This is a genomic window from Novosphingobium sp. BL-A-28-Hi1-0D (assembly GCF_055521755.1).
Genome location: NZ_CM145502.1, coordinates 606,520 through 631,344 on the forward strand (window position 1 = coordinate 606,520; position 24,825 = coordinate 631,344).

Below are 24,825 nucleotides of genomic sequence, written 5' to 3' on the forward strand. Positions count from 1 at the left end.
GCCAGTTCTGGCCGTCCTCTTGTGACCACACTGCATCGGAAGACCTGACCCATGAAGAAACTTGGTCTCGCTGTCCTGTCGTTGCTTGCTTCTGCCGCTCCGGCAGCCGCATCGACCGTTTTCATGGGGTCCTACCCCGACAAGATGCTGATCGTCGACGAGGCGACCGGCGAGATCAAGGACCGCATCACGCTGGCCTCAGGCCTGCCCACCGCGATGCGCCTCTCGAACGATCAGAAGAAGATCTACGTCTCCACGATCACCACCAGCGGGATCGAGGTGATCGACACGGCGACGAAGAAGGTGGTCAATTCGTTCAGCCTGAACACGCCGACCGTGCGCTACCGCTTTGGCGGCGGCGTGCCCGATCCCACGGGCAAGTTCTTCTACACGATGATCCAGAAGTTCGAGAAGCTGCAAGACCGCTGGACCGTCAGCCCGCAGATGTTCGGGGTGATCGACCTCACCAAGAAGGCCGTGGTGCGCACCGCCGACGTGCCCGACGAGGACGTGCGCAACGGCGCGGGGCGCGGCAACTACATGCTGTCCAAGGATGGCACCACGCTGTTCCTGATCCGCGACAAGGTGCTCGTCGTCGACACCGCAACGCTCAAGGTCAAGGACCGGCTGGAGTTCTCCAAGCCCGAGGCGACCGGGATCGAGGGCGTGAGCTTCGGCGGCGGGGTGGAGACGCTGCGCAATCCCGATCAGTACGTCTCGATGTTCACCGCGCAGGACCCCTACATCCGCAACAAGGTCTATGGTGTGGGCCGCTTTGACCTTGCCACAAAGACCTTCGACTTTCGCCCGATCGGCCCCGCCCCGGTCGGCGGTGGCATGGCTGGCCTGCAAGTGTCGAAGGACATGAAGGAAGGCTGGACCGTCGTCACGCAGGAGAAGGTCGGCAACAAGCGCTGCGAATTCTGGCACCTTGACCTGACCACCAACCTGGTCAAGCAGAAGGCCGAATTCCCCTGCCGCACGCGCTTCCAGTTCGGCCTCTCGGGCGATGGCAAGCTGCTCTATATCTACGGTGCAAGCTACGACATCGAGATGTACGATGCGCAGACTCTGCAGCACGTCAAGACCATCGACCTCGGCAACGACACGACCGGCGCGGGGATGATCATCACGCAGTGACCATTGCGACACTCTTGAGGGGGCAGGGTGTCGCGGTGGCTACGGCCGCACACCTGCTGGACCGGGCCGGGTTCGCGTTTTGCCGCGAGCCCGGCCTGCGCCGTCCTGTGCCGGTGATTATGCTGAGTGACCCGGCGCTGGCCCTCCTGCGGGACGTGTTCGGTGATGCGAAGCTGTTTGCGGACAGGCCCCGGATCGAGCAGCGGGTGGCGAAGTGGGGGAGTGCCAAGGCGGTGGCCATGCCGCATGGGGCAGTGGTTGTCTCAGAAGATGATATTGGCATTGTTCTTGATTTGTTTCCCCGGGGAAACATCCAACAATCCAATGATTTCAATGCTAAATTTGCGGTGCAAGCGATGCCGCCATTCTCCTCCGGGGAAACGCTGCGCTTTGGTGAGCGGCTTTCGGCAACCGCGCGGGTCACCCTGAAGGCCGACGCCCCTGCCCGCACCTGCTGGATCGAGGCGGTGGACGCAGGCTGGCTGTTCCTGATCCCCGATGGCTTCGACCGAGCGTGGCTGCTGGCTGTCGGCGGTTCGCCCGAGGCTCTCGCCCAAACCGCACCGCTGATCGGACCGCTGATTGACACCCTGGAGCCGACGGGCGGGCAATTCGACACGAGCCCTCGAATGCTGGCGCAGCTTGCCGGAGACGACTGGCTGGCCTGTGGCACTGCCGCCATCGCCTTCGATCCGATCTGCGGCGACGGCACCGCGCAGGCCGCGCGCGAGGGCATCCTTGCCGCCGCCGTGATCGGCGCGCTGGCGCGGGGTGAGGCCCCTGCCCTGCTCGCCACGCACTACCATTCGCTGCTGCTCGCCTCGCTGCGCCGCCACCTCCAGCTTTCGCTGCCGTTCTACGCCAATGGCGGCGCGGGGCGCTGGTGGCACGAGCAGTACGCCGCCGCCAAGGCGGGCTACGAACAGACCACCGCGCTGCTCGCCAAGCTCCCCGAACCGCGCTTTTCACTCCATGGCTTCGATCTGGTCCGCCACGAGCAGGCGGCATGAGCGAGGCCCCGAAGATCGCGCCTTGGAGCACCTACAAGCGCCTCTGGCCTTGGCTAAAGCCTTACGCTCCGCGCCTCGTGCTCGTCCTTCTCGGCAGTCTCGTTGCCACCGGCCTCACGCTCGCCCAGCCGTGGATCTCCAAGCTGATGATCGACGAGGCGCTGATGAAGCGCGACTGGGACATGCTGGTGAAGATCGCCGCGCTGATGATGGGCGCGACGGTGGGTGGCTTTGCGGTCAACGCGCTGGTCTCCTACCGCTATGTCTCGCTCTCGGCACAGATGCTGTTCGATATGCGCGTTGCCCTGCTGCGCCATCTCCAGCGCCTCTCTCCGCGCTTCTACGGCAGCTTCCGGCTGGGCGACCTGATGTCGCGCCTCAACTCCGACGTTTCGGACGTCCAACGTGTGGCAGGCGATACCCTGCTTTCGGTGCTGAGCAACGTGCTGTTCTTCACCGGTTCGGTCGGCATGATGCTGTGGCTCGACTGGAAGCTGTTCCTCGTCGGAACGGTGCTGGTGCCGTTTGCGGTCATGAGCTTCCTCCACTTCCAGCGCCGCATGACCGACCTTACCCGCCAGATGCGCGAACGCGGGGCAGACATCGGCAGCCTGCTCGCCGACACGATTCTCGGCATGCGCACGGTCAATGCGCTGGGGGCCGAGGCGCATGAAGCTGACCGCTTTGCCAAGGCCAACGGCGGCTTCGTCGCCACCATGCTGCGCATGCAAACCACCTCGTTCCTGACCGGCGCACTTCCCGGCACCATCGTGACCGCATCGAGCGCGGCGGTGATCCTCTATGGTGGCAAGCAGATCATCGACGGGACGATGACCATCGGCGCGCTGGTGGCCTTCATCACCTACCACGGCCGCCTGCTCGCCCCGGTTCAGGCGCTGATGGGCCTGACCGCCAGTCTTGCGACGGCACGCGTGGCGCTGGCGCGGATATTCGAACTGTTCGATACCGCGCCCGAAGTGGTTGAAGCGGAAAAGCCTTGGCCCCTGCCGGTGGTTGCAAAGGAAATCCGCCTCGAAGGCGTGACCATGCACCATGGCCGCGAACCGGTGCTGCTGGACGTCAGCCTCGCGATCCCGGCAGGCTCGCTGACCGCGATCATCGGGCCATCGGGCGCGGGCAAGTCCACGCTGGCAGACCTGCTGGTGCGATTCCTCGATCCCGTCGCGGGCCACGTGACCATCGACGGCGCGGACTTGCGTGAACTGTCCATCGCAGACCTGCGCAAACGCGTGCTGCTGGTTGATCAGGCCCCTTTCCTGTTCAACGCCAGCATTGCCCAGAACATAGCATTTGCCCGGCCGGATGCGTCGGACGAAGAGATCGCATCCGCCGCCAGCGCTGCCGGGCTCGACGCCCTGGTCACGCGCCTGCCCGAGGGTCTGGCCACGCGCACCGGCGAACGCGGCCTTGCCCTCTCGGCGGGGGAACGCCACCGCATCGCCATAGCCCGCGCGCTGCTGCGCCAGCCCGACGTGCTGATCCTCGACGAGCCCACCGCTGCGCTGGACGAAGAGACCGAGCGCGTCGTCGCCCTCGGCCTCCGGCGTGCCCTGCCCCACGCCACGCTGATCGTGATCACCCACAAGCCTGCGCTGGCGGATATGGCCGACCACGTGATCCGGCTGGAGAACGGCAAGGCGCGCATGGAACCGCAGGTATCCGCGCATGGCTAAAGTCGCGGTGATCGACAGCGGGGTGCATCCGACACATCCCCACATTACCGCCGAGCGCCTGTTGGCGGGACTTTCGGTGCTGGCCGATGGCACGGTGCTGACCGATCCCGCCGAAGCGCTCGACAAGCTGGGCCACGGCACTGCCGTCACCGCAGCGATTTAGGAGCTGGCACCCGAGGCCGCCATCCTGCCGATCCGCGTGTTCCGCGATGGCCTGCGCGCTTCGGCCCGAGCATTGGCGACAGGCATCCGGCTGGCGCTCGAGGCCGATTGCAACCTGATCAATCTCAGCCTCGGCACCGCCAACCCGCAGCACGCGGAAGTCTTCGCCCTCCTGGCCGAAGAAGCCTTGGCCCAAGGCGCACTGATCGTCGCCGCCTTCGAGGCCGAGGGGCAGCCCTGCTGGCCCGGCTCCCTGCCGCAAGTGCTCGGCGTCGGCCTCGATTGGGACCTCCCGCGCGGAGACCCGCGCCTTTCCCCCGACCGCCGCATGGTCATGGCCTCGGGCTACCCCCGCCCCATCCCCGGCGTCGAACCGCGCCGCAACCTCTACGGCGTCAGCTTCGCCGTGGCGCAGGTGACCGGCTGGATCGCGGCGCGCGGGCTGACTAGCCGGATCGAGGCGATCGCCGCTTGCGCCGAATTGCGTACACCGCACAGGGCCGGTGCCGACTAGGCTTGCGCCCATGATCCAGCAATTGCGCGCGCCTTCGCCCCAGCAAGCCCTCGCCGAGGGAGAAGCGCTGTTGGCTAGCGCGCCGCACAAGGCGCTGACGGCGGCCGAAGCCGTGCTGCGGCAAGCGCCCGGATTTCCGCCCGCCGAGTTCCTCGCCGCGCGCGCATTGCGCAAGATGGGCAGGACAAAGCAGGCTCTGGCCAAGCTTGATGCTCTCGCCCGCGGCAACGGTCGCGTGCCGGCAGTGCTGTGGGAACTGGGACAGGCTGCTGCGGAAGCCAAGGACACGCCGCGCGCTATCGCTGCTCTACAGGCGCTGACGCAGTTGCAGCCTGCGGTTGCCGGGGGCTGGTTCCTCCTCGCGCGACAGTTGCGCAAGGCTGGCCGCGCAGAAGAAGCCTGGCGAGCAGACCTCTCGGGCGTGCACGCATCGTCGCGCGACACAGGCTTGCTCAAGGCGGCGGTGGCTGTGCAGGATGGTGAACTGGACAGCGCCGATGCCATGCTCGCCGAGCGGCTTGCGAGCGTGAGCGATGATCCGCCAGCACTCAGGCTGCATGGCGAAGTCGCCTGGCGCAAGGGCGAGATGACGCCCGCGATCGCCCGCGTGCAAAAGGCCGTCGACCTCGCCCCCGGCTTCGACCTGGCGCGCGATTTCCTGATCCGCCTGCTGCTCCAGACCAACCGCCTGCCCGAAGCGCTGGAGCAGGCGGAGGTGCTGCAGTCCTCCCCTATCCCCTCGCCCGGGCACAAGCTGATCCTCGCTTCGGTACTGGTGCGGCTGGGACATCAGGAGCGGGCAGCAGGCCTTTATCGCGAACTGCTCGCTGGCGATCCGGACCAGCCGCAGGTGTGGCAGAACCTTGGCCATGTGCTGAAAACGCTTGGACAACAGCCTGAAGCCGTCGAAGCTTACCGCGCCGCCGTCACGCGCCAGCCGACCATGGGCGAGGCGTGGTGGAGCCTGGCCAATCTAAAGACGGTGAAGCTGGGCGCAGACGATATCGCCACGATGGAGCAGGCCCTCTCCTCGCTGTCCGAAGCGTTGGACGAGCGCAAGGAAGACGTGTTTCATCTACACTTCTCGCTGGGCAAGGCCTTCGAAGACGCGAAGAACGCGGAAAGCTCCTTCGCGCATTACGACAAGGGCAATGCCCTGCGCCGGACGATGATCCTGCATGATGCGGACGCGTTCTCAGCCGATGTCGAAGCGGCGAAGCAGACCTTCACCGCAGCCTTTGTCGCCTCGATGGGTGAAGGTGGATGCCCTGCCCCCGATCCGATCTTCGTCGTCGGCCTGCCCCGCTCGGGATCAACACTTGTCGAGCAGATCCTCTCGAGCCACACCATGATCGAGGGCACGATGGAACTGCCCGAGATGATGATGATCGGCGCGCGTCTGCAATCGCGGGTCGACGAGGGCGAGTTTCCCGATTTCGCGACGATGATCGCCTCGCTCACCCCGGCAGACCGGCTGCGGCTGGGCGAGGAATACATCGAGCGCACCCGCGTCCACCGCCAGACCGAGCGCCCGCTGTTCATCGACAAGATGCCCAACAACTGGCAGCACGTCGGCCTGATCAAGCTGATCCTGCCCAATGCAAGGATCGTCGACGCCAGGCGGCATCCGCTGTCCTGCTGCTTTTCCGGCTGGAAACAGCACTTCGCGCGCGGCCAGACCTTCACCTACGACCTCACCGACATCGGCCGCTACTACCGCGATTATGTCGGACTGATGGCGGCGTGGGATGCGCAGATGCCGGGGCATGTCCATCGCGTGATCTATGAGCGCATGGTGGCCGATACCGAGACCCAAGTGCGGCGTCTGCTCGATTACATCGGCGTGCCCTTCGATCCCGCCTGCCTCGAATTTTACAAGAACGACCGCGCCGTGCGCACCGCCAGTTCCGAACAGGTCCGCCAGCCGATCTTCAAGGACGGGCTCGAGGCTTGGAAGCCTTACGAGCCGTGGCTGGGGCCGTTGAAGTCCGCGCTGGGGCCGGTGCTGGAGAGCTATCCGGACGCGCCTTTGGCCTGAAACTGTCGGTTAGCTTTTGCAGCGACGTCATGGCCCCGGCCTTCGCCGGGGCGACGATGGCTTTTAGTGCCACCAATCATGGAACCGTCGCCCCGGCGAAGGCCGGGGCCCATGACGCTTGATCCATCGATAGTCCCCGCCTCCACCGCTCGTCACACAAAAAAGACCCCACGGTTTCCCGTGGGGTCTCGAGTTGCCTTTACGCAGGGTAACGTCTTGAAAGACTCAGTACTTCTGGCCCCACCGGATGCCGAAGAACTGCGGCTTGATCATGAATGTGCGCGCAGAGTCCGCGCAGAAGTCGATCGAGCAGAAGGTGTTTTTGGTAAGCTGGCCGCGCTTGTCGAAGGCGTTCTGGAGGAACACGTCGAGCGTCCAGCTGTCGGTCTTGATCCCGGCCGAAAAGTCGAAGCTGACGAAGCCGGGGGTGTTTCCGTAGAGCGCGTTCTGGTCGACGTTGAGGTCCTGTGTCGCGCCGGTCTGATAGAGCGCCGCACCTTGGACGTAGAAGTCCTTGTCGCCCCAGTCACCGTCATAGCGCACCGACGTGGTGCCCTTGAACTTCGGCTGGCGCGGCAGGCGGGTACCGTCGATGGCGGCGACCGACGAGGTCTGGCCATTGGTGCCCGGAACCGGCGTGCCGACAGCGCAAGTGGCGAGCTGCGTGATGGTCAGCGCCTGACGGTCCGCGACGAAGTTGCAGAAGTCGCCCTTCAGCTTGCCATCGTTGAACGCACCCGAGGTCGAGATCGTGACCTTGCCGAGCTTCAGGTCCGCGTCGTACTCGATGCCCCTGACTTCGGCCTTGCCCGCATTGCCGGTGTAACCTGCCCCCTGGGCGCCTGCGACGACCACGCCGTACTGGATGTTGTTCCACTTCTCGAGATAGATTGCGGCGTTGAGGCGGAACATGTTGTTCCAAGTGCCCTTGAAGCCGAGTTCGAAGTTGGTCAGCTCTTCCGACTTGAACGGCGGGGCGGCCACCACCACGCCCGGAAGCGTCGCGGTTGCGCGGATGCGCAAGGGACGGTTGTACCCGCCCGGACGGAAGCCAGTCGAGTAGTTTGCGTAGATCATCTTGTCGGGCTGGAACTGCCAGTTCAGCGCAACCTTGTGCGTCTCACCCTGCTCGCGATAGCGACCGATGCTGAGCGGATCGAGACGGTTGATGTTGCGGCACTGCAGGCGTTCGGCCGGAAGTGGCAACGGGCAGCCTACCGAGCCGGTCGGCAGATAGATCGAGGGCGCATTCTGGGCCGAGGCCGCAACGCCCGCGAACCCGGTCACGTCATAACGGGTCCAGAAGTAGCGAATCCCGCCGGTCAGCTTCAGCTCGGGCGTGATGTTGTAATGCCCTTCGGCAAAGACCGCGTAGTCCTTCCAGTGGTTGGTCTGTTCGGTCAGGTAGAAGGCATCGCGCTTCACCGCGGGCGAGCCGAGTACCATGGTGCCGCCCTGGCTTACCGGAATGCCGAAGCCTGCCGGGTTGCTGTCGCCACCGCCCGACCTGGTGTAGCCGACGATATCGGCAAGGCCGTGGATGCCGTAGTCGTTGTTGATGTCATTGGTCTGATGGTGGAGGAAGCCACCTATCGTGACGTCGAAGGGCCAGGACTTCGGCGTGGTCAGACGCACTTCCTGCGTGAACTTCTTTTCGTTGCGCAGGCCGCTGTAGAACTGCGTCGGGTTGATCAGGCTGTTGCACTTGAGCGATGCGCCCGAGCCGGTGCAGCCGTTCTTGCTGAAGAACTGCAGGTAGTTTTCGTAGCCCGGTCCGAAACCATCATAGGTCACGGTATAATAGGTGTAGTCGTTGAGCAGCCGGATCTGGCGCTGGTAGTAGCCCGTAGCCGAGACCAGATCGAAATCGCCGATGTGCCCATGGATGCTGAGCGCGGCCTGGTAGAACTTGTCGTTCTGGCTGGTCTTGTCGTAGTCGTGAACCTCGAGATCGCCGACGCGCGGGTCGAAGCCGAAGTAGCCATTGGCGATCTGCTTCTGAGCGGTGATCTGGGGCATGATGTCCCAGCCGTCGAACGGCTGCCACAGTACCTGGATACGGCCACCATAGCCTTCGATGGTATTGTAATCGTCCTGCGCGATCGCCGAATTGTCGAGCGTGAAGTTCGTGTTCGGGTTGTTGTCACCAAGCGTCAGCACCGAGGGGCGGCCATCGTTGAACTTGCCGTTGTTCGGCGTGTTGTCGATGTAACCACCATCGCGGCGGTAGAAGCCCATCGCACGAACCGCGAGATTGTCGGCGATCGGAATGTTGATGTAGGTCTGGTACTGGCCGCCGAAATCGCCCTTGCCGTACTTGTTGACTTCGGCATCGTAGCCGAACTCGAACTTGTCGAGGGTGGGCTTCTTCGTGATGAAGCGGATCGTGCCCGCCAGCGAACCTGCGCCATAGAGCGTGCCCTGCGGACCCGAAAGCGCTTCGATGCGCTCGAGGTCATAGGCCATGATGTCGGGCAGGCCGGTGCCGGTGATCGGAATGTCGTCGATGTAGTAGCCGACCGATTCACGGCCGCCGCCTGCAGGCACGATGCCACGGAAGTAGGGCGTGTTGCGGCCCGGCCCGATGCCGGCGAAAGTGACCGAGGGAAGCAGCGAGGCGAAGTCTGTCAGGCCCTTGACCTGGCGCTGGCCGAGCACGTCTGCGCTCAAGGCCTGCATCGAGATCGGAACCTTCTGGATCGAGGTTGCCGAACGCGTGGCGGTCACCACGATTTCGCCCAGACCTTGCTCTTCAGCCGCCTGCGGTTCGGCAGCGGGCGCCATGGCCTCCTGCGGCTCGTCGGCGGCGCGCGCCACCGTGGGCAGAACCATGGTCGAGAGGATTGTCGATACGCCCAAAGCCCTCATGGCTTTCGATTTGAGTCCGAACTGCTTCTTCATCTGGTCAACCCCCTGTTATGACTGGCCTACCGGCCCTTGCGCTTCTCCCGTGCATCCATCCCCAATTCCGTCGCGCGTCACACCACGCTGCACCGCAACATGGCGCGGACCGCTGCGCGGGCGGTCCAGTTTGAGCAGGCAAAGCCGTCCCCTTGCCGGAGACAGAAGCGTCTTCGGCCCCGCCGCATCGGCGCGGCAGACTGCAGGTTGTCAGCAATACCCCTTCAACCGGCGCGGCCTTTTGGCCATTTCATGACGCCTGTCCGGGATTGATAATGCTGCAGGGCAACATGGAGTCAACGCCCTTTTGGGCAGGTGCAGCACCCTTTTTAGGTCGCACCGCAAAACCCATTGACGCGACACGAAAAAGCAGCGCCCGGATCGCTCCGGACGCCGCTTGCACGAGTTAGCTATGAAACCGGGCTACCAGGTGCCGGTATTGGGCATGCTTGCCCAGGGCTCCTGCGGCGGCAGATGGCCGTCCTGCAAAAGCTCCACCGAGATGCCGTCGGGCGACTTCACGAAGGCCATGTGCCCGTCGCGCGGCGGGCGGTGGACGATATGGCCTGCGTCCATGATGCGCTGACAAACCTCGTAGATGTTGTCGACGCGGTAGGCGAGGTGGCCGAAGTTGCGCCCGCCGGCATAGCTTTCTGCAGGCGAGCCGTCCTCAGGCGGCCAGTTGTACGTCAGTTCCACCTCGGCCACGCCTTCTTCGCCGGGCGCGGCAAGGAAGATCAGGGTGAAGCGGCCCTGCTCGCTGGAGAAGCGGCGCACTTCCTTGAGGCCGACCAGTTCGAAAAAGGCAATCGTTGCGTCAGGATCGGTTACGCGGATCATGGTATGGAGGAATTTCGTCACGGGGAGCGCTTTCCGTTCAAAATCGGTTCATCGATAGAATTGCACAATTCATCGCAAGGCACGTGAGCCGGGGAGATGACGATGAGTGGCGAAGATAGCGACGATGCAACCGAAACCCAAGGACATGCGCGCAGGTTCCTGTCGCGGGGTGGAACGGCGCTCCTGCCCTCATCCATCATGCCCTCCTCCATCATGCCTGTCTCGATCATCGCCGCAGGATTGATCCTCGGCGGCTGGTTCATCGGCGACGGCTTCCGCCGCGCCAAGGTTGCCGACCGCTCGGTGACCGTACGCGGCCTGGCCGAGCGCGAAGTGACCGCCGACCTTGCCACCTGGACGCTCGCCTATTCCGCCACCGCGCCCGACCTTGCCAGCGCTCAGGCCAGCGTCGACCGCGACAGCCAGTCGATCCGTGCCTTCTTTGCGGAACTCGGCTTTCCGGCCGAGGCGCTGCAGCCGACAGGCGTCAACGTCCAGACCATGACCAACGACGGCGTGGTCAGCTTCTCGGTGCGACAGCGCATGACCTTGCGCACCACCGACATCGCCCGTGCGCAGAAGGCGGTGAAGCGCCAGTTCGATCTGGTCCGGTGCGGGGTCATGCTCGAGGAAGGATCGGGCATGGCCTATACCTTCACCCGCCTCAACGCGATCAAGCCCGAGATGGTCGCGGCCGCCACCAAGGACGCGCGCGCCGCCGCCGAACAGTTCGCGCATGACAGCGGTGCCTCGGTAGATGGCATAAAGACCGCCAGCCAGGGCTACTTCGAGATCACCGCACGCGATGGCGACGGCGGTGGCTGGGGCGTCTCGGACACGCCTTACAAGAAGGTGCGCGTGGTGACGACGATCGACTTCTACTTGCGCTGATCCGTCTCCCCTTGGCGAGGAGGGGGCGAAGGCTGTTGCAAATGCGAAGACCCGAAGCCATATCCGATGGTCAAGAGGGGTCCATGTTCAGCAAGCTTCGCTCCCTGTTTTCAACCGCAAGACCGGCTGATGTCGCCGAGGACTTCAGCACTTTTCCGGCACGCATTCCCGATGGGCAGCGCGTCTATGCCATCGGTGACATCCACGGTCGGCTCGACCTGTTCGAGCGCCTGCTCGCCCAGATCGCTGAGGACGATGCGGCACGCGGTCCTGCGGACACCTGGCTTGTGCTTCTGGGCGACCTGATCGACCGTGGGCCTGCAAGCCGTGGCGTGGTCGATCGCGCGATCGAATTGCGCCGCACGTCCAAGATCCGCGTGCTTGCCGGAAACCACGAGGAAATGCTGCTCAGCGGCCTCGAGAACGAGGACATCCTGCGCCACTTCCTGCGTCACGGCGGCAAGGAGACGCTGTACAGTTACGGCCTCACGTTCGACGAATACAGCAGCGGCAAGATCGACGAGCTGCGCGAACGGGCACTGCAGCTCGTGCCGCAAGAGCATCTCGCCTTCATGCGCGAAATGGAGGACCAGATCGTGATCGGCGACTATCTGTTCGTTCACGCTGGAATCCGCCCGGGCGTGTCGCTGGAGGAACAGATGGTCTCCGACTTGCGCTGGATTCGCCGCGAGTTTCTGGATGACCCGCAGTCCCATGGCCTGATGGTCGTTCACGGCCATTCGATCACTGATGAGCCCGATCAGCGCCACAACCGCATCGGCATCGATACCGGCGCCTATGCCACCGGACGCCTGACTGCACTGGGCCTCGAAGGAGAGGAGCGCTGGTTCCTTTCGGCCCTCAGCACGCCGGAGGAACGCGAGGCGGCCTGACGCTGCTTTCGTGGCCCATCTGGTTGCAGTGCAACATTTTTCCTGACTGTGGCAGACCTGCCACGGATTTATAAAAGTGTCTCTGATCAACACCCTGTCGTAACAGAACATATCTCGCGCCGCCGCAGAAGCAATTCTGTTTCGCGTCCGCAGCAGTGATTGTCGCACGGTCGTAGCACCGTCATTATAGTGTCACCTGACACCGGTTTTGGTGGCTGGCGAGGGCGGTTAAGGCCGCTCGCGACGGCTCGGCGCATGGGATGATTCCCGCACTGGCCGAAGCACAAGGCCCGAAGCAACGGGCCGGAAAACCGCGCCACAACCAGCGCCCGAAAAGCGCATCAAACGGGGTCAGAAAATGCAGATGAAGTTCCTGGTCGCAGCCTCGACCATCGCGCTCGGCAGCGTCGCGCTTGCCGATGCCGCCCACGCCCAGTCCACCGGTACGGTCGATTTCGAACAGACCATCGTCGTGACAGGCACCGTCGCCAAATCGGTCGCAGGCGTCGAAACGCCCAATACCACCCGCGCCAAGCAGGTGCTCGACCAGGCAATCATCAGCCGCCAGGCCCCCGGCCAGTCGATCAACGACATCATCAACCTGGTCCCCGGCGTCAGCTTCCAGAACAACGACCCGTTCGGTTCGGCCGGCGGCACGCTGACCATCCGCGGCTTCGATTCCAGCCGCATCTCGCAGACCTTCGACGGCCTGCCGCTGAACGACACCGGCAACTACGCGCTCTACTCGAACCAGCAGCTTGATCCCGAGCTGATCGAGCAGGTAAACGTCAACCTCGGCTCGACCGACGTCGACAGCCCGACCGCCGCCGCCACCGGTTCGACCGTGAACTACCGCACCCGCAAGCCGACCGAGGACTTCGGCGTGCGCATGGTCGGTTCGGCCGGCCGCTTCGATTTCATGCGCGTGTTCGGCTCGGTCGACACCGGCAACCTCAATGCCTCGGGCCTGCGCGCGTTCATCGCCGCCAGCTCTGCCACCAACGACACCATCTTCGGCGGCATCGGCGAGATCAACAAGAAGCAGGTCAACGCCCGCATCTTCCAGCCGCTGGGCGACAATGGCGACTTCATCTCGCTTGCCGCGCACTACAACCGCAACCGCAACAACTTCTTCGGTTCGGTCAACCTGCGCAGCGATACCTTCCCCGATACCAAGGCCGAGCGTGACATCGTGACCGCGCGCTGCACCGTGCCCGCTGGCGTGACCGGCGTTGCCGACGCGGCAAGCAGCTGCGGTTCGGCGTTTGACTACCGCTTCAACCCCTCGGACACCGGCAACATCCGCATCAACTCGCGCTTCACGCTGGCTGACGGGCTGGTCCTGACCGTCGATCCGAGCATCCAGTACACCAAGGCCAACGGCGGCGGCACGGCAGTGGCGCGCGAAGGCGTCTACACCCTGTCGGGCACGACCTACACCGGTTACATCGGCTCGACCCCGTACTTCGGCGGCGTCGATCTGAATGGCGACGGCGACATCCTCGATCAGGTCCGCCTGCACACCCCGAGCCAGACCCAGACCTGGCGCCTGGGCGTGATTTCGTCGCTGCGCTATGACATTGACGAGAACAACGTGGTCCGCCTGTCGTACTCGTACGACCGCGGCCGTCACCGCCAGACCGGCGAGACCGGCCTTCTCGCCCAGAACGGTTTCGGCGCCGACTACTTCCCGGTCGACAACTCGCTGACCGGCAAGGATGGCTCTGTCCTGCAGAAGCGCAACCGCCTGTCCTATGCGATCCTGCATCAGGTTTCGGGCGAATATCGCGGCACTTTCGGCGATCTGACCACCACGGTCGGCCTGCGCCTTCCGTTCTTCCGCCGCAACCTGACGAACTACTGCTTCACCACCTCGGGCACCGGCAACGTCTCGTGCTTCGGCACCGACGCTGCCAACACGGCCTATGATACGGCGACAACCTTCCAGGGGCCGCAGCAGCGCATCTTCAACTACAAGAAGCTGCTGCCGAACGTCGGCTTCACCTATCAGGTCGGCGGCAACGCCAGCGTGTTCGGCAACTACTCGCAAGGCCTGCAGGTGCCGGGCACCGACAATCTCTACCAGTCGTTCTTCTATGCGCCGGATCGCGCCGAGGCCAAGCCTCGCCCCGAACAGTCGCACAACTTCGACCTCGGCTTCCGTGTCCGTTCGGGCCGCGTGCAGGCGCAGGCTTCGGGCTGGTGGACGATCTACAACAACCGCCTGGCCTCGGCCTACGACGTGGATCTCGACGCGACGATCTATCGCAATCTCGGCCGCGTCGACAAGTACGGCATCGACGGCTCGATCTCGTTCATGCCGATCGACCAGTTCAGCCTCTACCTGTTCGGCTCGTACCTGAAGTCGAAGATCAAGAACAACGTGGTCGTAGGCGAGACGACCTCGGGTGGCGTCACCACTCCGGTCTTCGCCCAGACCGCCGGCAAGCGTGAGGGCGGTGCACCGGTCTATACCTTCGGTGCCCGCGCCCAGGGTGAAATCGGCCCGGTCTCGCTCGGCGTCCAGGCCAAGCGCACGGGTCCACGCTTCGTCAACGACCAGAACCTGCCGATCACGGTCAGCGGCTCGGTGGTCTATCCGAACAAGACCCCGGCCTACACGCTGGTCGATCTCGACGCCAAGGTCAGCCTCGAGTTCCTCGGCCTGAACGACAAGACGTTCTTCCAGCTGAACGTCCTCAACGTGTTCGACGAAGTCTATGTCGGCGGCTTCAGCGGCACCGCAACCTCGACCAGCAGCGTGCCCTTCGCCCAGATCGGCGCCCCGCGCACGGTGATCGGCTCGATCAGCGTCGGCTTCTGACAAGCGTTCACGGTTGAATGAATTGGCGCGGGGTGAGGCAACTCACCCCGCGTTTTTTCGTTTCACGCCGGTTTGGTGGCGCTGAACCCGATGGCAGCCCATCACCCCATCCCGGCCATTCTCGCTATTTTGCAAATCCGCTGAAACCAGACGTCCGTTCACCACCGGAACGGACCGCACAAGCTCAGCCCGCCCTCAATCGTAAACGCACGAATCCAGCGCCTCGTTCTTGACCACCCCCACGCGCCGCGCGATGGCGTTGCCATGCCGCCGCGTAAACCCGCCCGCGCCGTTGACTTCGCGCTTCTTGGGAAGCGGCAGCACTGCCGCGATGCGCGCTGCTTCCACCGCTGAAAGCTGGCGCGCGCTCTTGCCGTAGTAGCGCTGGGCCCCGGCCTCGACGCCATAGGTGCCGATGCCGGTCTCGGCGACGTTGAGATAGACTTCCATGATCCGGCGCTTGCCCCAGATCGTCTCGATCAGGACGGTGTACCAGGCCTCCAGACCTTTCCGGACATAGCCGCCGCCCTGCCACAGGAACACGTTCTTGGCGGTCTGCTGGCTGATCGTCGAACCGCCCCGGATGCGTCCGCCTTTGGCATTGCGGCGGAAGGCGTTCATGATCGCTTCGTGATCGAACCCGTTGTGGATGCAGAACTTGCCGTCCTCGCCCGAGATCGCAGCGGCAACCATGTCGCGGTCGATCTCGGAGAGCGGGGTCCAGTCCTTCGTCACCGGGTGCTCGTCCATCAGCATCGTCAGCGTGGTCGGCACCGGCACGAACTTGTAGATCACCACCTGCACCACCGAGATGATCAGGAAAGCGGCGACAAGCCGGGCGACGAGCCAGCCGAACCGGCGCAGCGGGCCAGGCTTGGTGGCTGCGGGACGGCGAGCGTTCTTGAGTTCATCGAGCATAGGCACAAAGCCTATCCAACTCGGAGCCGGTCTGGCAACGCCTTCGACGAGCAGGCTCAGCCAGTCTGCGAATAACGGTGCAGCCTGTCGGCCAGCCGCTCGACCGACGGGACAACGATCCGCCGACCGTCGCGCTGGACCAGCCCCTCGCGGATGAGCAGCGAGAACTCGCGCGTCACCGTCTCGCGATTGGTGCCGATGCGGGCGGCAAGCTCGGCCTGCGTGGGCGCGCGGGTAATGGTGGCGGCGCCCTTGGTATCCGGCTCACCGGCAAGGCGCAGCAGTTCTGCTTGGAGCCGAGGCCCCACACCCATCGTCGAAAGCTCGTAGATCCGGTTCGTGAGATAACGCACCTGATGCGCAAGATAGCGCGCAAGCCATAGCGAAAGCACCGGCTCCCGCCCGATCAACTCGACGAACGCGGCCCCGGGAATGACCAGCAAGGTGCTGTTCTCCGCCGCGACCACGTCGGCAGAGCGCGGTGCGCCGTCGATCGCGGCAAGCTCGCCGAACATCTCGCCCGGCCCGATCGCCCGCAGCACCGTCTCGCGCCCCTGCGCCGAGATCAGCGAGACGCTGACGCAGCCGTCGATGACCAGGTAGACATCGTTGGCGGGCAAACCCACCGCGAGAAGTACCTGATCCTTGCGCACGCGCATCTGTCGGCCATGCGCTGCGAGGATCTCGCGGACTTCGCCGGGCACCGTAAGGTTCGAATTCGACACGACTATATCCGATTTGGCGGCATCTCTCACCCGAAGGCTTAGAGAATGTGCCGAGAATCACAAGGGTGCGGTGCGTTGCATCCGGGCGCCCTGAATTCAGGGGAGGCATTGTCGCGGGCCACGTAACCCCAATGCACCGAGGCCGATGCCCCGCTACTTCATCTGGAAATCCGGACCCGGTCCGCTGCAAATCGAATTCATGCGTGTGGGCGAAGCCGTACTGCGCCCCTCGCTGCTGATCGTCTCGCCCACTTCCACCATTGCCCTGCCACACGAAGATGATCGCGACGTGGCAAGGTTCGATCTCTCGGCAGAAGAAGTCGCACGTCTCTTGCGGGCGCGCGCCGAACTGCGCCCGCCCTGCATGATGCTGCAATGTGACGCCTTCCTGAGCGCGGCGTCTGCACGGCGGCGCTGGGGCTGGTCGATCCGCGTCTCGCGCGATGGCACGCCCCTGCCAGCCCAGCATCTCGATGGCTCGCCCCTGCCGTTGCGGCGCGATGGTTTTACCCGCGCCCGTCTGCACCACATCCCAGAGCAGTCCGGGATGGCCCGCGGGCACGCAATCATTGGTCTGGCATGAGCGCAAGACCTCTTCCTGCCGCTGTCCGCCTGAGGGACATGCACTTGAAGAAAAAACGATTCTCGTTGCGGTTCCTGCGACAAACTGAATATCTGTTCGGGTCAGTTCGTCCGATACAGGATTCGGGCGACCCGACACGGGGGCACAGGGTCGAAACGTGCGAGTTGAGGGACTCGATAACGCAGGTGGCGATTCGGCAGGAATGCCGGGGGCAACCCTGCGCGGCGCCGCGACGACCGGCGTGCTCACCGGCGATATCGAATCGGTCCGCTTCGCCACGATCCTGTTCGCAGACATCGTCGGCTCTACCCGGCTCATTTCGGCGCTTGATCCCGAAGACGCGCGCGACCTGCTCGACAGCTCGATCGCCCTCATTTCCCAGGCCATCCACGATTTCGATGGCATGGTCGTGCGCGTCCAGGGTGATGGGGTGATGGCGGTGTTCGGCATTCACCCGGCGGTCGAGGACCATGCCCTGCGCGGCGCCATGGCTGCCCGCGCCATCGTCGAACGGATGCGCAGCGGCCCCTCGGGCATCCTTCCTGCACCGCAGGCGCGCGTCGGTCTCCATTCCGGCCCGATCCTGTTGCGCCGCCAGGACAACGATTTCGGCTCCATCATAGACGTGGTCGGCCATGCCGCACACGTCGCCGGACAGATCGAAAAGCTCGCCCCGCCCGCAAGCGTCGCGATCTCGGCCACCACCGTCTCGCTGATCGCCGAGCCTTGTCAACTCGAACCTGTCGGCACCATCGGCAGCGAAGCGGGCGAGCGGGGCGAGGCCGTGTTCGAACTGGCCTCGGTCGAACTGGCCGGAAGCGATCGCGTGCCGGTCAAGGGCAATGCCACCAACCCGCTGATCGGCCGCGATGCCGAATTTGCCGTGGTGCGAGGCCTCGTCATCACCCTTCGGCAGAGCCCGGGCAAGAGCCTCGGCATCGTCGGCGAGGCAGGCATGGGCAAGAGCCGGCTCCTGCTCGAAGCCGTACGCCTTTCCGCAGGCCTTGGCGTCACCGCGCTGGTCGTGCGCGGCAATGCCCTGCTCGCCGCCGTGCCGTTCGGCAGCCTTGGCGGGCCGGTCCGCCACCTGCTCGATCTGTTGCGCCCGTTCACGCCTGACCCTGCGGCCGCTGCGATGCTCACCGCGGACCAGTCCGCTTGTCTGCAGGGCCTGGTCGACAATTCGGCCACCTGGCTCGCGCACCTTGCTCCGGGCGACCGCAACCATATCGCCACGCAAACCATCGTCCGACTGGCGAGGCTTGCTGTGGAACACCTGCCGCTGCTGCTGCTGGTCGATGACGTGCAGTATCTCGATCGCGAGAGCCTTTCCGTGCTGGCGGGAATACGCGAGGGCGGCGGCGTGTCGGTGCTTGCTGGAGGGCGGCCCGAGGCGAAGGACAGCCTTGCTGCGTTCTGCGATGACCTGATCGTGCTCGAGCCGCTTCCGCCTTCTGCCGCGCGCAGCCTGATCGCGCTGATCAATCGACTCGCGCCGCTTGATGAGGGCATGATCGACAATATCCTCGATCGCGCCCAAGGACTGCCGCTCGCGCTGCAGGAATTCGCGATGACCGCGCAGGACGGTGACGCAGCGACCGGCGGCAGCGAAGGCGGGGATTCGACGGTGCGCTTGCCCGCGCGGCTGGATGCCCTGCTCGGCGCACGCCTCGCCACGCTTGACGACGACGCCACGAAGCTGGCCCAGTTCTGCGCCGCGCTCGGCCCGGCCTTTCCGCTGGCCCGGCTGCGGCAGGGCGCGGCGCTGGTCTGCCGCAATCCGCAGGCGGCGATCACGCGGCTGGTCGAAGCGCGCGTGCTCGAGTTCGGCGGCGCCAACCAGGCCCGGTTCACCCACCAGCTTGTGCAGGAAGCGGCCTATCGCACCATGGCGCGGCGGCGGCGTACGATGATGCACACCCGCGCACTGGACATGCTGGCAGCACAAGGCACCCCCGGAGAACCTGGCACTGAAAGCGATGCCGCCACCCATGCCGAACTTGCCAGCCATGCCGAAAAGGCAGGCCTCACCCAACGCGCGCTCGGGCACCTGTGGGATGCCTGCCAGCAGGCACTGAGCCTTGCCGCCATCGATTCCGTCCGCCAACTTTACGAGCGCGCGCGCATCGTTGCGTCGCGGCTGGAGCCGGCAGCCGCAGCGTTTGAACACGCCCGGTTCTCGCTGCTGGCCTATGATACGCTGCAGCAGCTCTCGCACGAGCAGGTGACCCGGCCGGACATGCTTGCTCTGGCCACCGGAACCGTGGACCTCGGCCCAGGTGTGCGCACCGTCGCCCGCATCAACATGGCCTTGCTTGACTGGATCGACGGATCGCCTGCGAACGGCGAGACATGGCTGGCGCAGGCCGAGCGCGATCTCGCCAGCCACGAAAGCCTGCCCCGGCGCACCTATTGCGACATGGTCGGGGCCTATCTCGCCTATTCTCGAGGCAGGCCCGCCGAAGCGATCGATCGGATCGAGCGGATCGGCAACCGGCTCGACGACGGCCAGCGCGGCTCCACTTTCGGCGCTGTCGTGGTGATCCCGCACGTGCTGGCCCGCGCATTCGGCGCCTGGTACCTGACCGATCTGGGCGACCGGACGCGGGCGCGGTCATGGGTTGCCGAAGCGCTCAATCTCTCGCGCCGCTACCGCCACGATTACTCGCGCCTGCTGGCCGATCTCGCTCACGGTTACCTGCACTACCGCGAAGGCCGGTATGATCGCGCTCTCGGCATCCTGCACGGCGCCTATGCCGATTGCCTGCGCCATCATTTTCTGGGCTTCGAACCCGCCAGCGCGAGCTGGCTGGCGCTGACCATGATCGAGCTGGGCAAGCTGGACGAGGCCGAAACCGTGCTCGCGCAAGCGGTCGATCGCGGCCACTTTCACCATGTCCGAACTTCGGCGACATACTACCTGCACGAGGCCCGCGCGCGGCTGGCGTTGGCCAAGGGCGAGGCCGCCAAGGCCGCCGCTCTTGCCACCGAGGCACTGACGCACTGCCGTTCCTGTGGCGAAGCGATGCACGAACTCCACGCGCTGATGCTGTGCCGTGAAGTGGAAGCGGCAACTGGTGCAACCATCGCGCAAGCCAGTGATGTGCCGCTCGATGCCCTTGCCGAACGCATCCGCGCCCTCGGCATCGCCCCGCTCGAGCAACGCCTCGCTGCCTTTGGAAAACGGGTTTGATGAGCGATCAGGCAGTGCTCGCCGCCGCCGCAGTTCGCCTTTTCGAACCCGGCGCCCGCCCGCTCCTGCATTGCCCCGAACTGGACAAGGACGGCATCCGCGTCTTCGCCGCCGCGCGCCATGACGTGGTCAGCGCCGTACTGTGCGAGGAGAACGTGTTCTCGCTGCAGCAGTACGACCACCTGCTCGAACAGGTCCTGCCCGGCACGCGCTATCTGGTGGGCGAGAACGACGCGAACCGGCAAGTGCGGCTGCGGCAGCTTCACGCGGCGCAAGGCTGGCTGAATGCGCGGCTTCCCGGCGTGGACCCCACGCTTCCGCCCAATCTTGATCCCGGCTTTCGGAGCTGGATCGCGGGGATGGCGCGCGAGGAGGCCGAGCATCTGCTCCACCGCCTCGCCCACCGCGCCCGGACCGGCGAGCCGGTCAATTTCGTCCGCGAATACGCCTTCCTGCTCTCCTACCGCATGGCGCGGCGGGTGCTCGGCATACCAGCGCCCAACGAGGTGCCGTGGCCTGTGCCGCTGCTGCTTGCCTTCCGCAACCTGACCAAGCCCGGCCCATGGCTGCGACGCATGGACGAGCTTGGCGATGCGCTGAGCGCCCTTTTCCTGCAGGTGCCGCTGTTCGGCCACGTCTTTGGCACGATCACCACCAGCACCGGCGCGATACCCTGGCTTGCCGGCAAGACCGCCGGCGCAGGTCTCGCCGCAATCGACGATGCGCTCGACATGCCGGAAGTCGCGCCCGAGAACAGCCTGCTCAGCGCGCTCGTCGCGGTGCAGCCGCAGTTCCCCGATGTCGCCGACTACCGCGTGCAGGCGCGCAGCCTGCTGTTCGAACTGACAGGGGCACTGGTGCTGATCGTCGGCAAGGTCCTGTCCGAAATTGCCGGGTACAGCGTGTCGGAGCGCGGGCGCGAGGCGGGCATCCCATGGCCTGCTCTGGTCCAGCGCCTGCGCGATCCCGCACTCGATGGCCCGATGCGCGATGCCACCATCGCCGAAATGCTGCGCCTTGCCGATACCAGCCAGCTCGTCCGCCGCGTGCGCCACGATTGCACCTGGCGTGGCGAACATTTGAAGGCTGGTGACCGCATCGTAGCTCTGGTCGGGGCTGCCGCGCACGACGATGCCGCCTTCCCGCAGGCACACCGCTTCGCCCCCGATCCGGAGCGCCCCTACATCACCTCCGGCCCGCTGCAGGGCCCGCACGTCTGCTATGGCCGGGGCATTGCCTGGATGATCATTGCCGAGGCCATCGCAGCCACCGCGGGGCGCATCGAACCCGCCCCGAACGCCACTCTCGGCACCTTCCTCGGCCTGCCCGACGACCTGCGATTCATCGCCCTGCGTCAGTAAACGCAAAGGACCCCAGCTTTGAGCGTCAATCAGGACTTCGTCACCGTCGCCATCCCCTTCGGAGACCAGTCCGAATGGTGTGACGTCGGCGACATCGAGCGCGAGATCGCCGAACTGGGCAATCCGGCTCATGAGGCGATGACCGAGGCCCTGCGACGGACCGGTGTGGTCCACTTCGCCAGCCTCCACGCCATCCCGCCGGAAGCGCCGGGAAAACGGGCACATCTTGTGCTTGAAGCCACGGTGGACGGCGATGCGGGACGCGCGCTCGATCTGATCGCCGAGCATGCCGGAGCGCTACTGCTCCCGGTCCTGAAGCTGACCAGCGGCATCAGCGCGGTCGGCGAAGTCCTGCCGCTGCTGCGCCAACACGCCTATGGCATCAACCCTGCAGTGTTCCGTGTGCCATGGCTGGACCGCCGCCTGACCGGCCTGCCCTTCGTAGGCCTGCCTGGTCTTGGCGTCCGCACGATCGACGAGAACCGCGCGATCGTCGCCAAGGCACGCAAGATAATTGCGCGCGAACGGGCCCGTTCCTCGCTCCATGGGCCGCAGAGCCTGTTCCGCGTTGTCGCAACCGAACTGAAGGACGACCTTGCCAGCCTGGAAGACCGCAAGCCGCCAAAGCTCGCCTTCTGCGAACGCCACGATGCACCCTGGCTCGATTTCGCACGCTCGCGCTGGACGCTGGGTTGGGTCGGCAAGGGCCTCGCAAACGCCAAGGGGCTGATTCTGCCGCTGCTGGCGATCGGCTACGGACTTGCGCTCCTGCTTGGTTACGCAGACGGCGCAAGCGGTTTCGCACTCTTCAAGGGCGCAATCCTGCCCGCAATCGTCATCGCTCTTGCGATCGTTGCCGTCGTGGCCTGGTTCCTGCGCCGCGACGAACTCGCCAACACGCCGGTCGACCGCACGCCATCCGCCGCCGCGCTCGGCGCAATGATGGCCAACGAGAATGCGCCCGGCGTTATCCCCAACCACATGATCAGCGTCACCACCCTGCGCAAGGCGTGGGTGCGCAAATGGACCCTGCCGCTCGCCTTCACGGCGGTCGCGATCATGGCGAAGATCGGCGTGATGCGGAAAGGCTTCCTTGCCACCATCGGCACGATCCATGCCGCCCGCTGGGTGGTCCTTCCCGGCACCCGCCAGCTGGTGTTCTTCTCGAACTACGACGGTAGCTGGGAAAGCTATCTCGAGGATTTCATCACCAAGGCCTCCGAAGGCGTCACCGCCGTCTGGAGCAATGCCGAGGGCTTCCCCGCCACGCGCCTGCTGTTCTTCAAGGGCGCCGAGGATGGCGACCGGATGAAGCGCTTCGCCCGCTGCTCGATGCGCCCCACGCCGTTCTGGTTCGCCGCACATCCCGATCTTTCGACGACCGCCATGCGCAAGCACGCGCTGATCGTCAGCGGGTTGCTGTGCAAGGAACGCCTCGAAGCCAACCCGTCCGACGCCGAAGCCTGGCTCGACCTGTTCGGCTCTATCCCCCGTCCCGATTACGGGCTGCAGTACGAGGAAATCCAGACGCTGATGTTCGGCGGGCTCAAGCGCCACCCGCACAGCCGCGTTGTCGCGCTCAACTTTGGCGAACCGAAACGCGAAGGCAGCGCCCATCCTTACGCCCACGTGCAGAAGTGGCTGGCCGGTCTCATCGCCGACGACCTCGTCTCCTTTGGCGACAAGCCGCCGCAGGACTTTGTCTGCAACATCGCCTTCTCTGCAGAAGGGCTGCGCCTGCTCGGGCTGGACAAGGAACTCGCGCTTGAAGGTCCCGGCACCGAACAGGGCTTCCCGCCCGCTTTCTCGCTCGGCATGGGCCACGCCAGCCGCAAGCGCGCGCTGGGCGATCCCGAAGAACTGGAGTGGTGCGATCACGAGACGCACGTCGTCCTCCTGCTCTATGCGCAGGACGAGGCTTCTGCCGACAAGTTCGCGCAGATCGTCGCCGCGGCTGCAAGCATCGGCATCACCGAGAAGGCCTCGATCCGCACCGGCCTCAAGGCCTTCGATCTCGAACGCTTCAAGGAAGCATGGAACACCGGCGACGACAGTGTTTCCAGGCCCGCCGAAGGCGCGGAATTCGTCCACGCCAAGCCGAGCAACGACGACCTTTCCGAAGAACCCTTCGGCTTCGTCGATGGCGTCTCACAGCCCCTCGTGCGCGGCTTCCCCGGCCGCCACGGCGCACCCGATCCGGTCCACGGCGTCGAGCCCGGCGAATTCATCCTCGGCTATACCGACAACCGGGGCTACTACCCGCCCTCGCCGCTGGTAGAGCGCCCGATGCGGGATCTTGGCATGTTGCCCGAAGTCCTGCTGCCCTCGCCACCACCCGACCAGCCGACCCAGTACCCCGACTTCGCCGATCAGGGCGCCCGCGCACGCGATTTCGGGCGCAACGGCAGCTATCTCGTGATCCGCCAACTGGCGCAGGACGTCGACGGCTTTCGCAAGCAGCTCGACGAAAAGGCGCATGAGATCTGCAAGCAGCCCGACGTGATCAACCCGCACAACGGCAACATCCACCGCACCCGCGAATGGATCGCCGCCAAGATGCTCGGCCGCTGGCGCGATGGCTCGGCGCTGATCGACAACCCCTTCCACCCCGCGATGAAGCCCGGCACCGACGCGATGCGGAAGAATGATTTCCTGTACAAAGACGCCGATCCGCAAGGCCTGCGCTGCCCCTTCGGTGCCCACGTCCGCCGCACCTTCCCGCGCGACAGCCTTGCGCCCACCGAGCCGGTCGAACTCTCGGTCAGCAACCGCCACCGCCTCCTCCGCCGTGGCCGCCCCTACCTCGACCAAGATGGCGATACCGCGCGCGGCACGCTGTTCATGGCCTTCAACGCCGATCTCGAACGCCAGTTCGAATTCGTCCAGCAGACCTGGCTCGCCTCGCCCACGTTCCACGGCCTGGAATGCGAACCCGATCCCTTCGCCATGCACAAGGGGCCGACCGAGACTGCCGACCAGCGCTTCACCATCCTCGGCCGCAACGCGCCGCTGGAGCTGTGCCCCGTCCAGCGCTACGTCACCCTGCGCGGCGGCGGCTACTTCTTCCTCCCCGGCCGCCACGCCCTGTGGTTCCTGGCGGGCGCGGCGCTGGATACGGACCGGTTGCACATGTCGTGA

General features: G+C 65.1%; 17 protein-coding genes. 13 read left to right on the forward strand and 4 right to left on the reverse strand.

Annotated elements, in window-relative coordinates; all coding sequences use genetic code 11:
- Window positions 1–51: 51 nt before the first annotated feature.
- The 6 genes from ACZ1JW_RS03050 (at window position 52) to ACZ1JW_RS03075 (ending at window position 6,558) form a co-directional block, all read left to right on the forward strand.
- Window positions 52–1,140: a YncE family protein gene (locus tag ACZ1JW_RS03050; RefSeq protein ID WP_465141900.1), complete on the forward strand. Its 1,089-nt coding sequence runs from the start codon at window positions 52–54 to the stop codon at window positions 1,138–1,140.
- Window positions 1,141–1,496: 356 nt separating this feature from the next.
- The gene (locus ACZ1JW_RS03055; protein WP_465141901.1) at window positions 1,497–2,150 is read left to right on the forward strand and encodes a hypothetical protein; all 654 of its coding nucleotides are present in this window, start codon (window positions 1,497–1,499) and stop codon (window positions 2,148–2,150) included.
- A complete protein-coding gene (locus tag ACZ1JW_RS03060) occupies window positions 2,147–3,844 on the forward strand; it encodes an ABC transporter ATP-binding protein (RefSeq protein WP_465141902.1) in 1,698 nt (565 codons plus the stop codon). Before ACZ1JW_RS03055 ends, ACZ1JW_RS03060 begins: the two co-directional genes overlap by 4 nt.
- Window positions 3,837–4,007: a hypothetical protein gene (locus tag ACZ1JW_RS03065; protein WP_465141903.1), complete on the forward strand. Its 171-nt coding sequence runs from the start codon at window positions 3,837–3,839 to the stop codon at window positions 4,005–4,007. Before ACZ1JW_RS03060 ends, ACZ1JW_RS03065 begins: the two co-directional genes overlap by 8 nt.
- A gap of 36 nt (window positions 4,008–4,043) precedes the next feature.
- Complete coding sequence (locus tag ACZ1JW_RS03070; protein WP_465141904.1) at window positions 4,044–4,520, forward strand: S8/S53 family peptidase; 477 nt, start codon at window positions 4,044–4,046, stop codon at window positions 4,518–4,520.
- Between the two features lie 10 nt (window positions 4,521–4,530).
- Window positions 4,531–6,558, forward strand: coding sequence for a tetratricopeptide repeat-containing sulfotransferase family protein (locus ACZ1JW_RS03075; RefSeq protein ID WP_465141905.1), 2,028 nt, complete (start codon window positions 4,531–4,533; stop codon window positions 6,556–6,558).
- A gap of 225 nt (window positions 6,559–6,783) precedes the next feature.
- Here the strand turns inward: ACZ1JW_RS03075 and ACZ1JW_RS03080 are convergent, their stop codons facing one another.
- Complete coding sequence (locus ACZ1JW_RS03080; protein ID WP_465141906.1) at window positions 6,784–9,459, reverse strand: TonB-dependent receptor; 2,676 nt, start codon at window positions 9,457–9,459, stop codon at window positions 6,784–6,786.
- A 423-nt stretch (window positions 9,460–9,882) separates the two neighbouring features.
- Window positions 9,883–10,320, reverse strand: a complete 438-nt coding sequence (locus ACZ1JW_RS03085; RefSeq protein WP_465141907.1) for a VOC family protein — start codon at window positions 10,318–10,320, stop codon at window positions 9,883–9,885.
- Between the two features lie 81 nt (window positions 10,321–10,401).
- Here ACZ1JW_RS03085 and ACZ1JW_RS03090 point away from each other — a divergent pair, with 81 nt between their 5' ends.
- The 3 genes from ACZ1JW_RS03090 to ACZ1JW_RS03100 all read left to right on the forward strand — a co-directional run bounded on the left by ACZ1JW_RS03090 (window position 10,402) and on the right by ACZ1JW_RS03100 (window position 14,907).
- Window positions 10,402–11,190 (forward strand): SIMPL domain-containing protein, encoded by a 789-nt coding sequence (locus ACZ1JW_RS03090; protein WP_465141908.1) that lies wholly within the window; start codon window positions 10,402–10,404, stop codon window positions 11,188–11,190.
- An 83-nt stretch (window positions 11,191–11,273) separates the two neighbouring features.
- Complete coding sequence (locus ACZ1JW_RS03095; protein WP_465141909.1) at window positions 11,274–12,083, forward strand: metallophosphoesterase family protein; 810 nt, start codon at window positions 11,274–11,276, stop codon at window positions 12,081–12,083.
- Window positions 12,084–12,447: 364 nt separating this feature from the next.
- Window positions 12,448–14,907, forward strand: coding sequence for a TonB-dependent receptor (locus ACZ1JW_RS03100; protein WP_465142823.1), 2,460 nt, complete (start codon window positions 12,448–12,450; stop codon window positions 14,905–14,907).
- Window positions 14,908–15,102: 195 nt separating this feature from the next.
- Here the strand turns inward: ACZ1JW_RS03100 and mtgA are convergent, their stop codons facing one another.
- A complete protein-coding gene (mtgA, locus tag ACZ1JW_RS03105) occupies window positions 15,103–15,825 on the reverse strand; it encodes a monofunctional biosynthetic peptidoglycan transglycosylase (RefSeq protein WP_465141910.1) in 723 nt (240 codons plus the stop codon).
- A 56-nt stretch (window positions 15,826–15,881) separates the two neighbouring features.
- Window positions 15,882–16,550 (reverse strand): Crp/Fnr family transcriptional regulator, encoded by a 669-nt coding sequence (locus ACZ1JW_RS03110; RefSeq protein ID WP_465141911.1) that lies wholly within the window; start codon window positions 16,548–16,550, stop codon window positions 15,882–15,884.
- Window positions 16,551–16,695: 145 nt separating this feature from the next.
- On the opposite strand from ACZ1JW_RS03110, the gene ACZ1JW_RS03115 reads away from it, so the two are divergent.
- From ACZ1JW_RS03115 to ACZ1JW_RS03130, 4 genes are all read left to right on the forward strand, one after another.
- Window positions 16,696–17,133, forward strand: coding sequence for a hypothetical protein (locus ACZ1JW_RS03115; protein ID WP_465141912.1), 438 nt, complete (start codon window positions 16,696–16,698; stop codon window positions 17,131–17,133).
- Between the two features lie 202 nt (window positions 17,134–17,335).
- Window positions 17,336–20,326 (forward strand): adenylate/guanylate cyclase domain-containing protein, encoded by a 2,991-nt coding sequence (locus ACZ1JW_RS03120; RefSeq protein ID WP_465141913.1) that lies wholly within the window; start codon window positions 17,336–17,338, stop codon window positions 20,324–20,326.
- A complete protein-coding gene (locus ACZ1JW_RS03125; RefSeq protein ID WP_465141914.1) occupies window positions 20,326–21,687 on the forward strand; it encodes a cytochrome P450 in 1,362 nt (453 codons plus the stop codon). Before ACZ1JW_RS03120 ends, ACZ1JW_RS03125 begins: the two co-directional genes overlap by 1 nt.
- Before the next feature lie 18 nt (window positions 21,688–21,705).
- On the forward strand, window positions 21,706–24,825 hold the full coding sequence (locus ACZ1JW_RS03130; protein ID WP_465141915.1) for a Dyp-type peroxidase: 3,120 nt from the start codon (window positions 21,706–21,708) through the stop codon (window positions 24,823–24,825).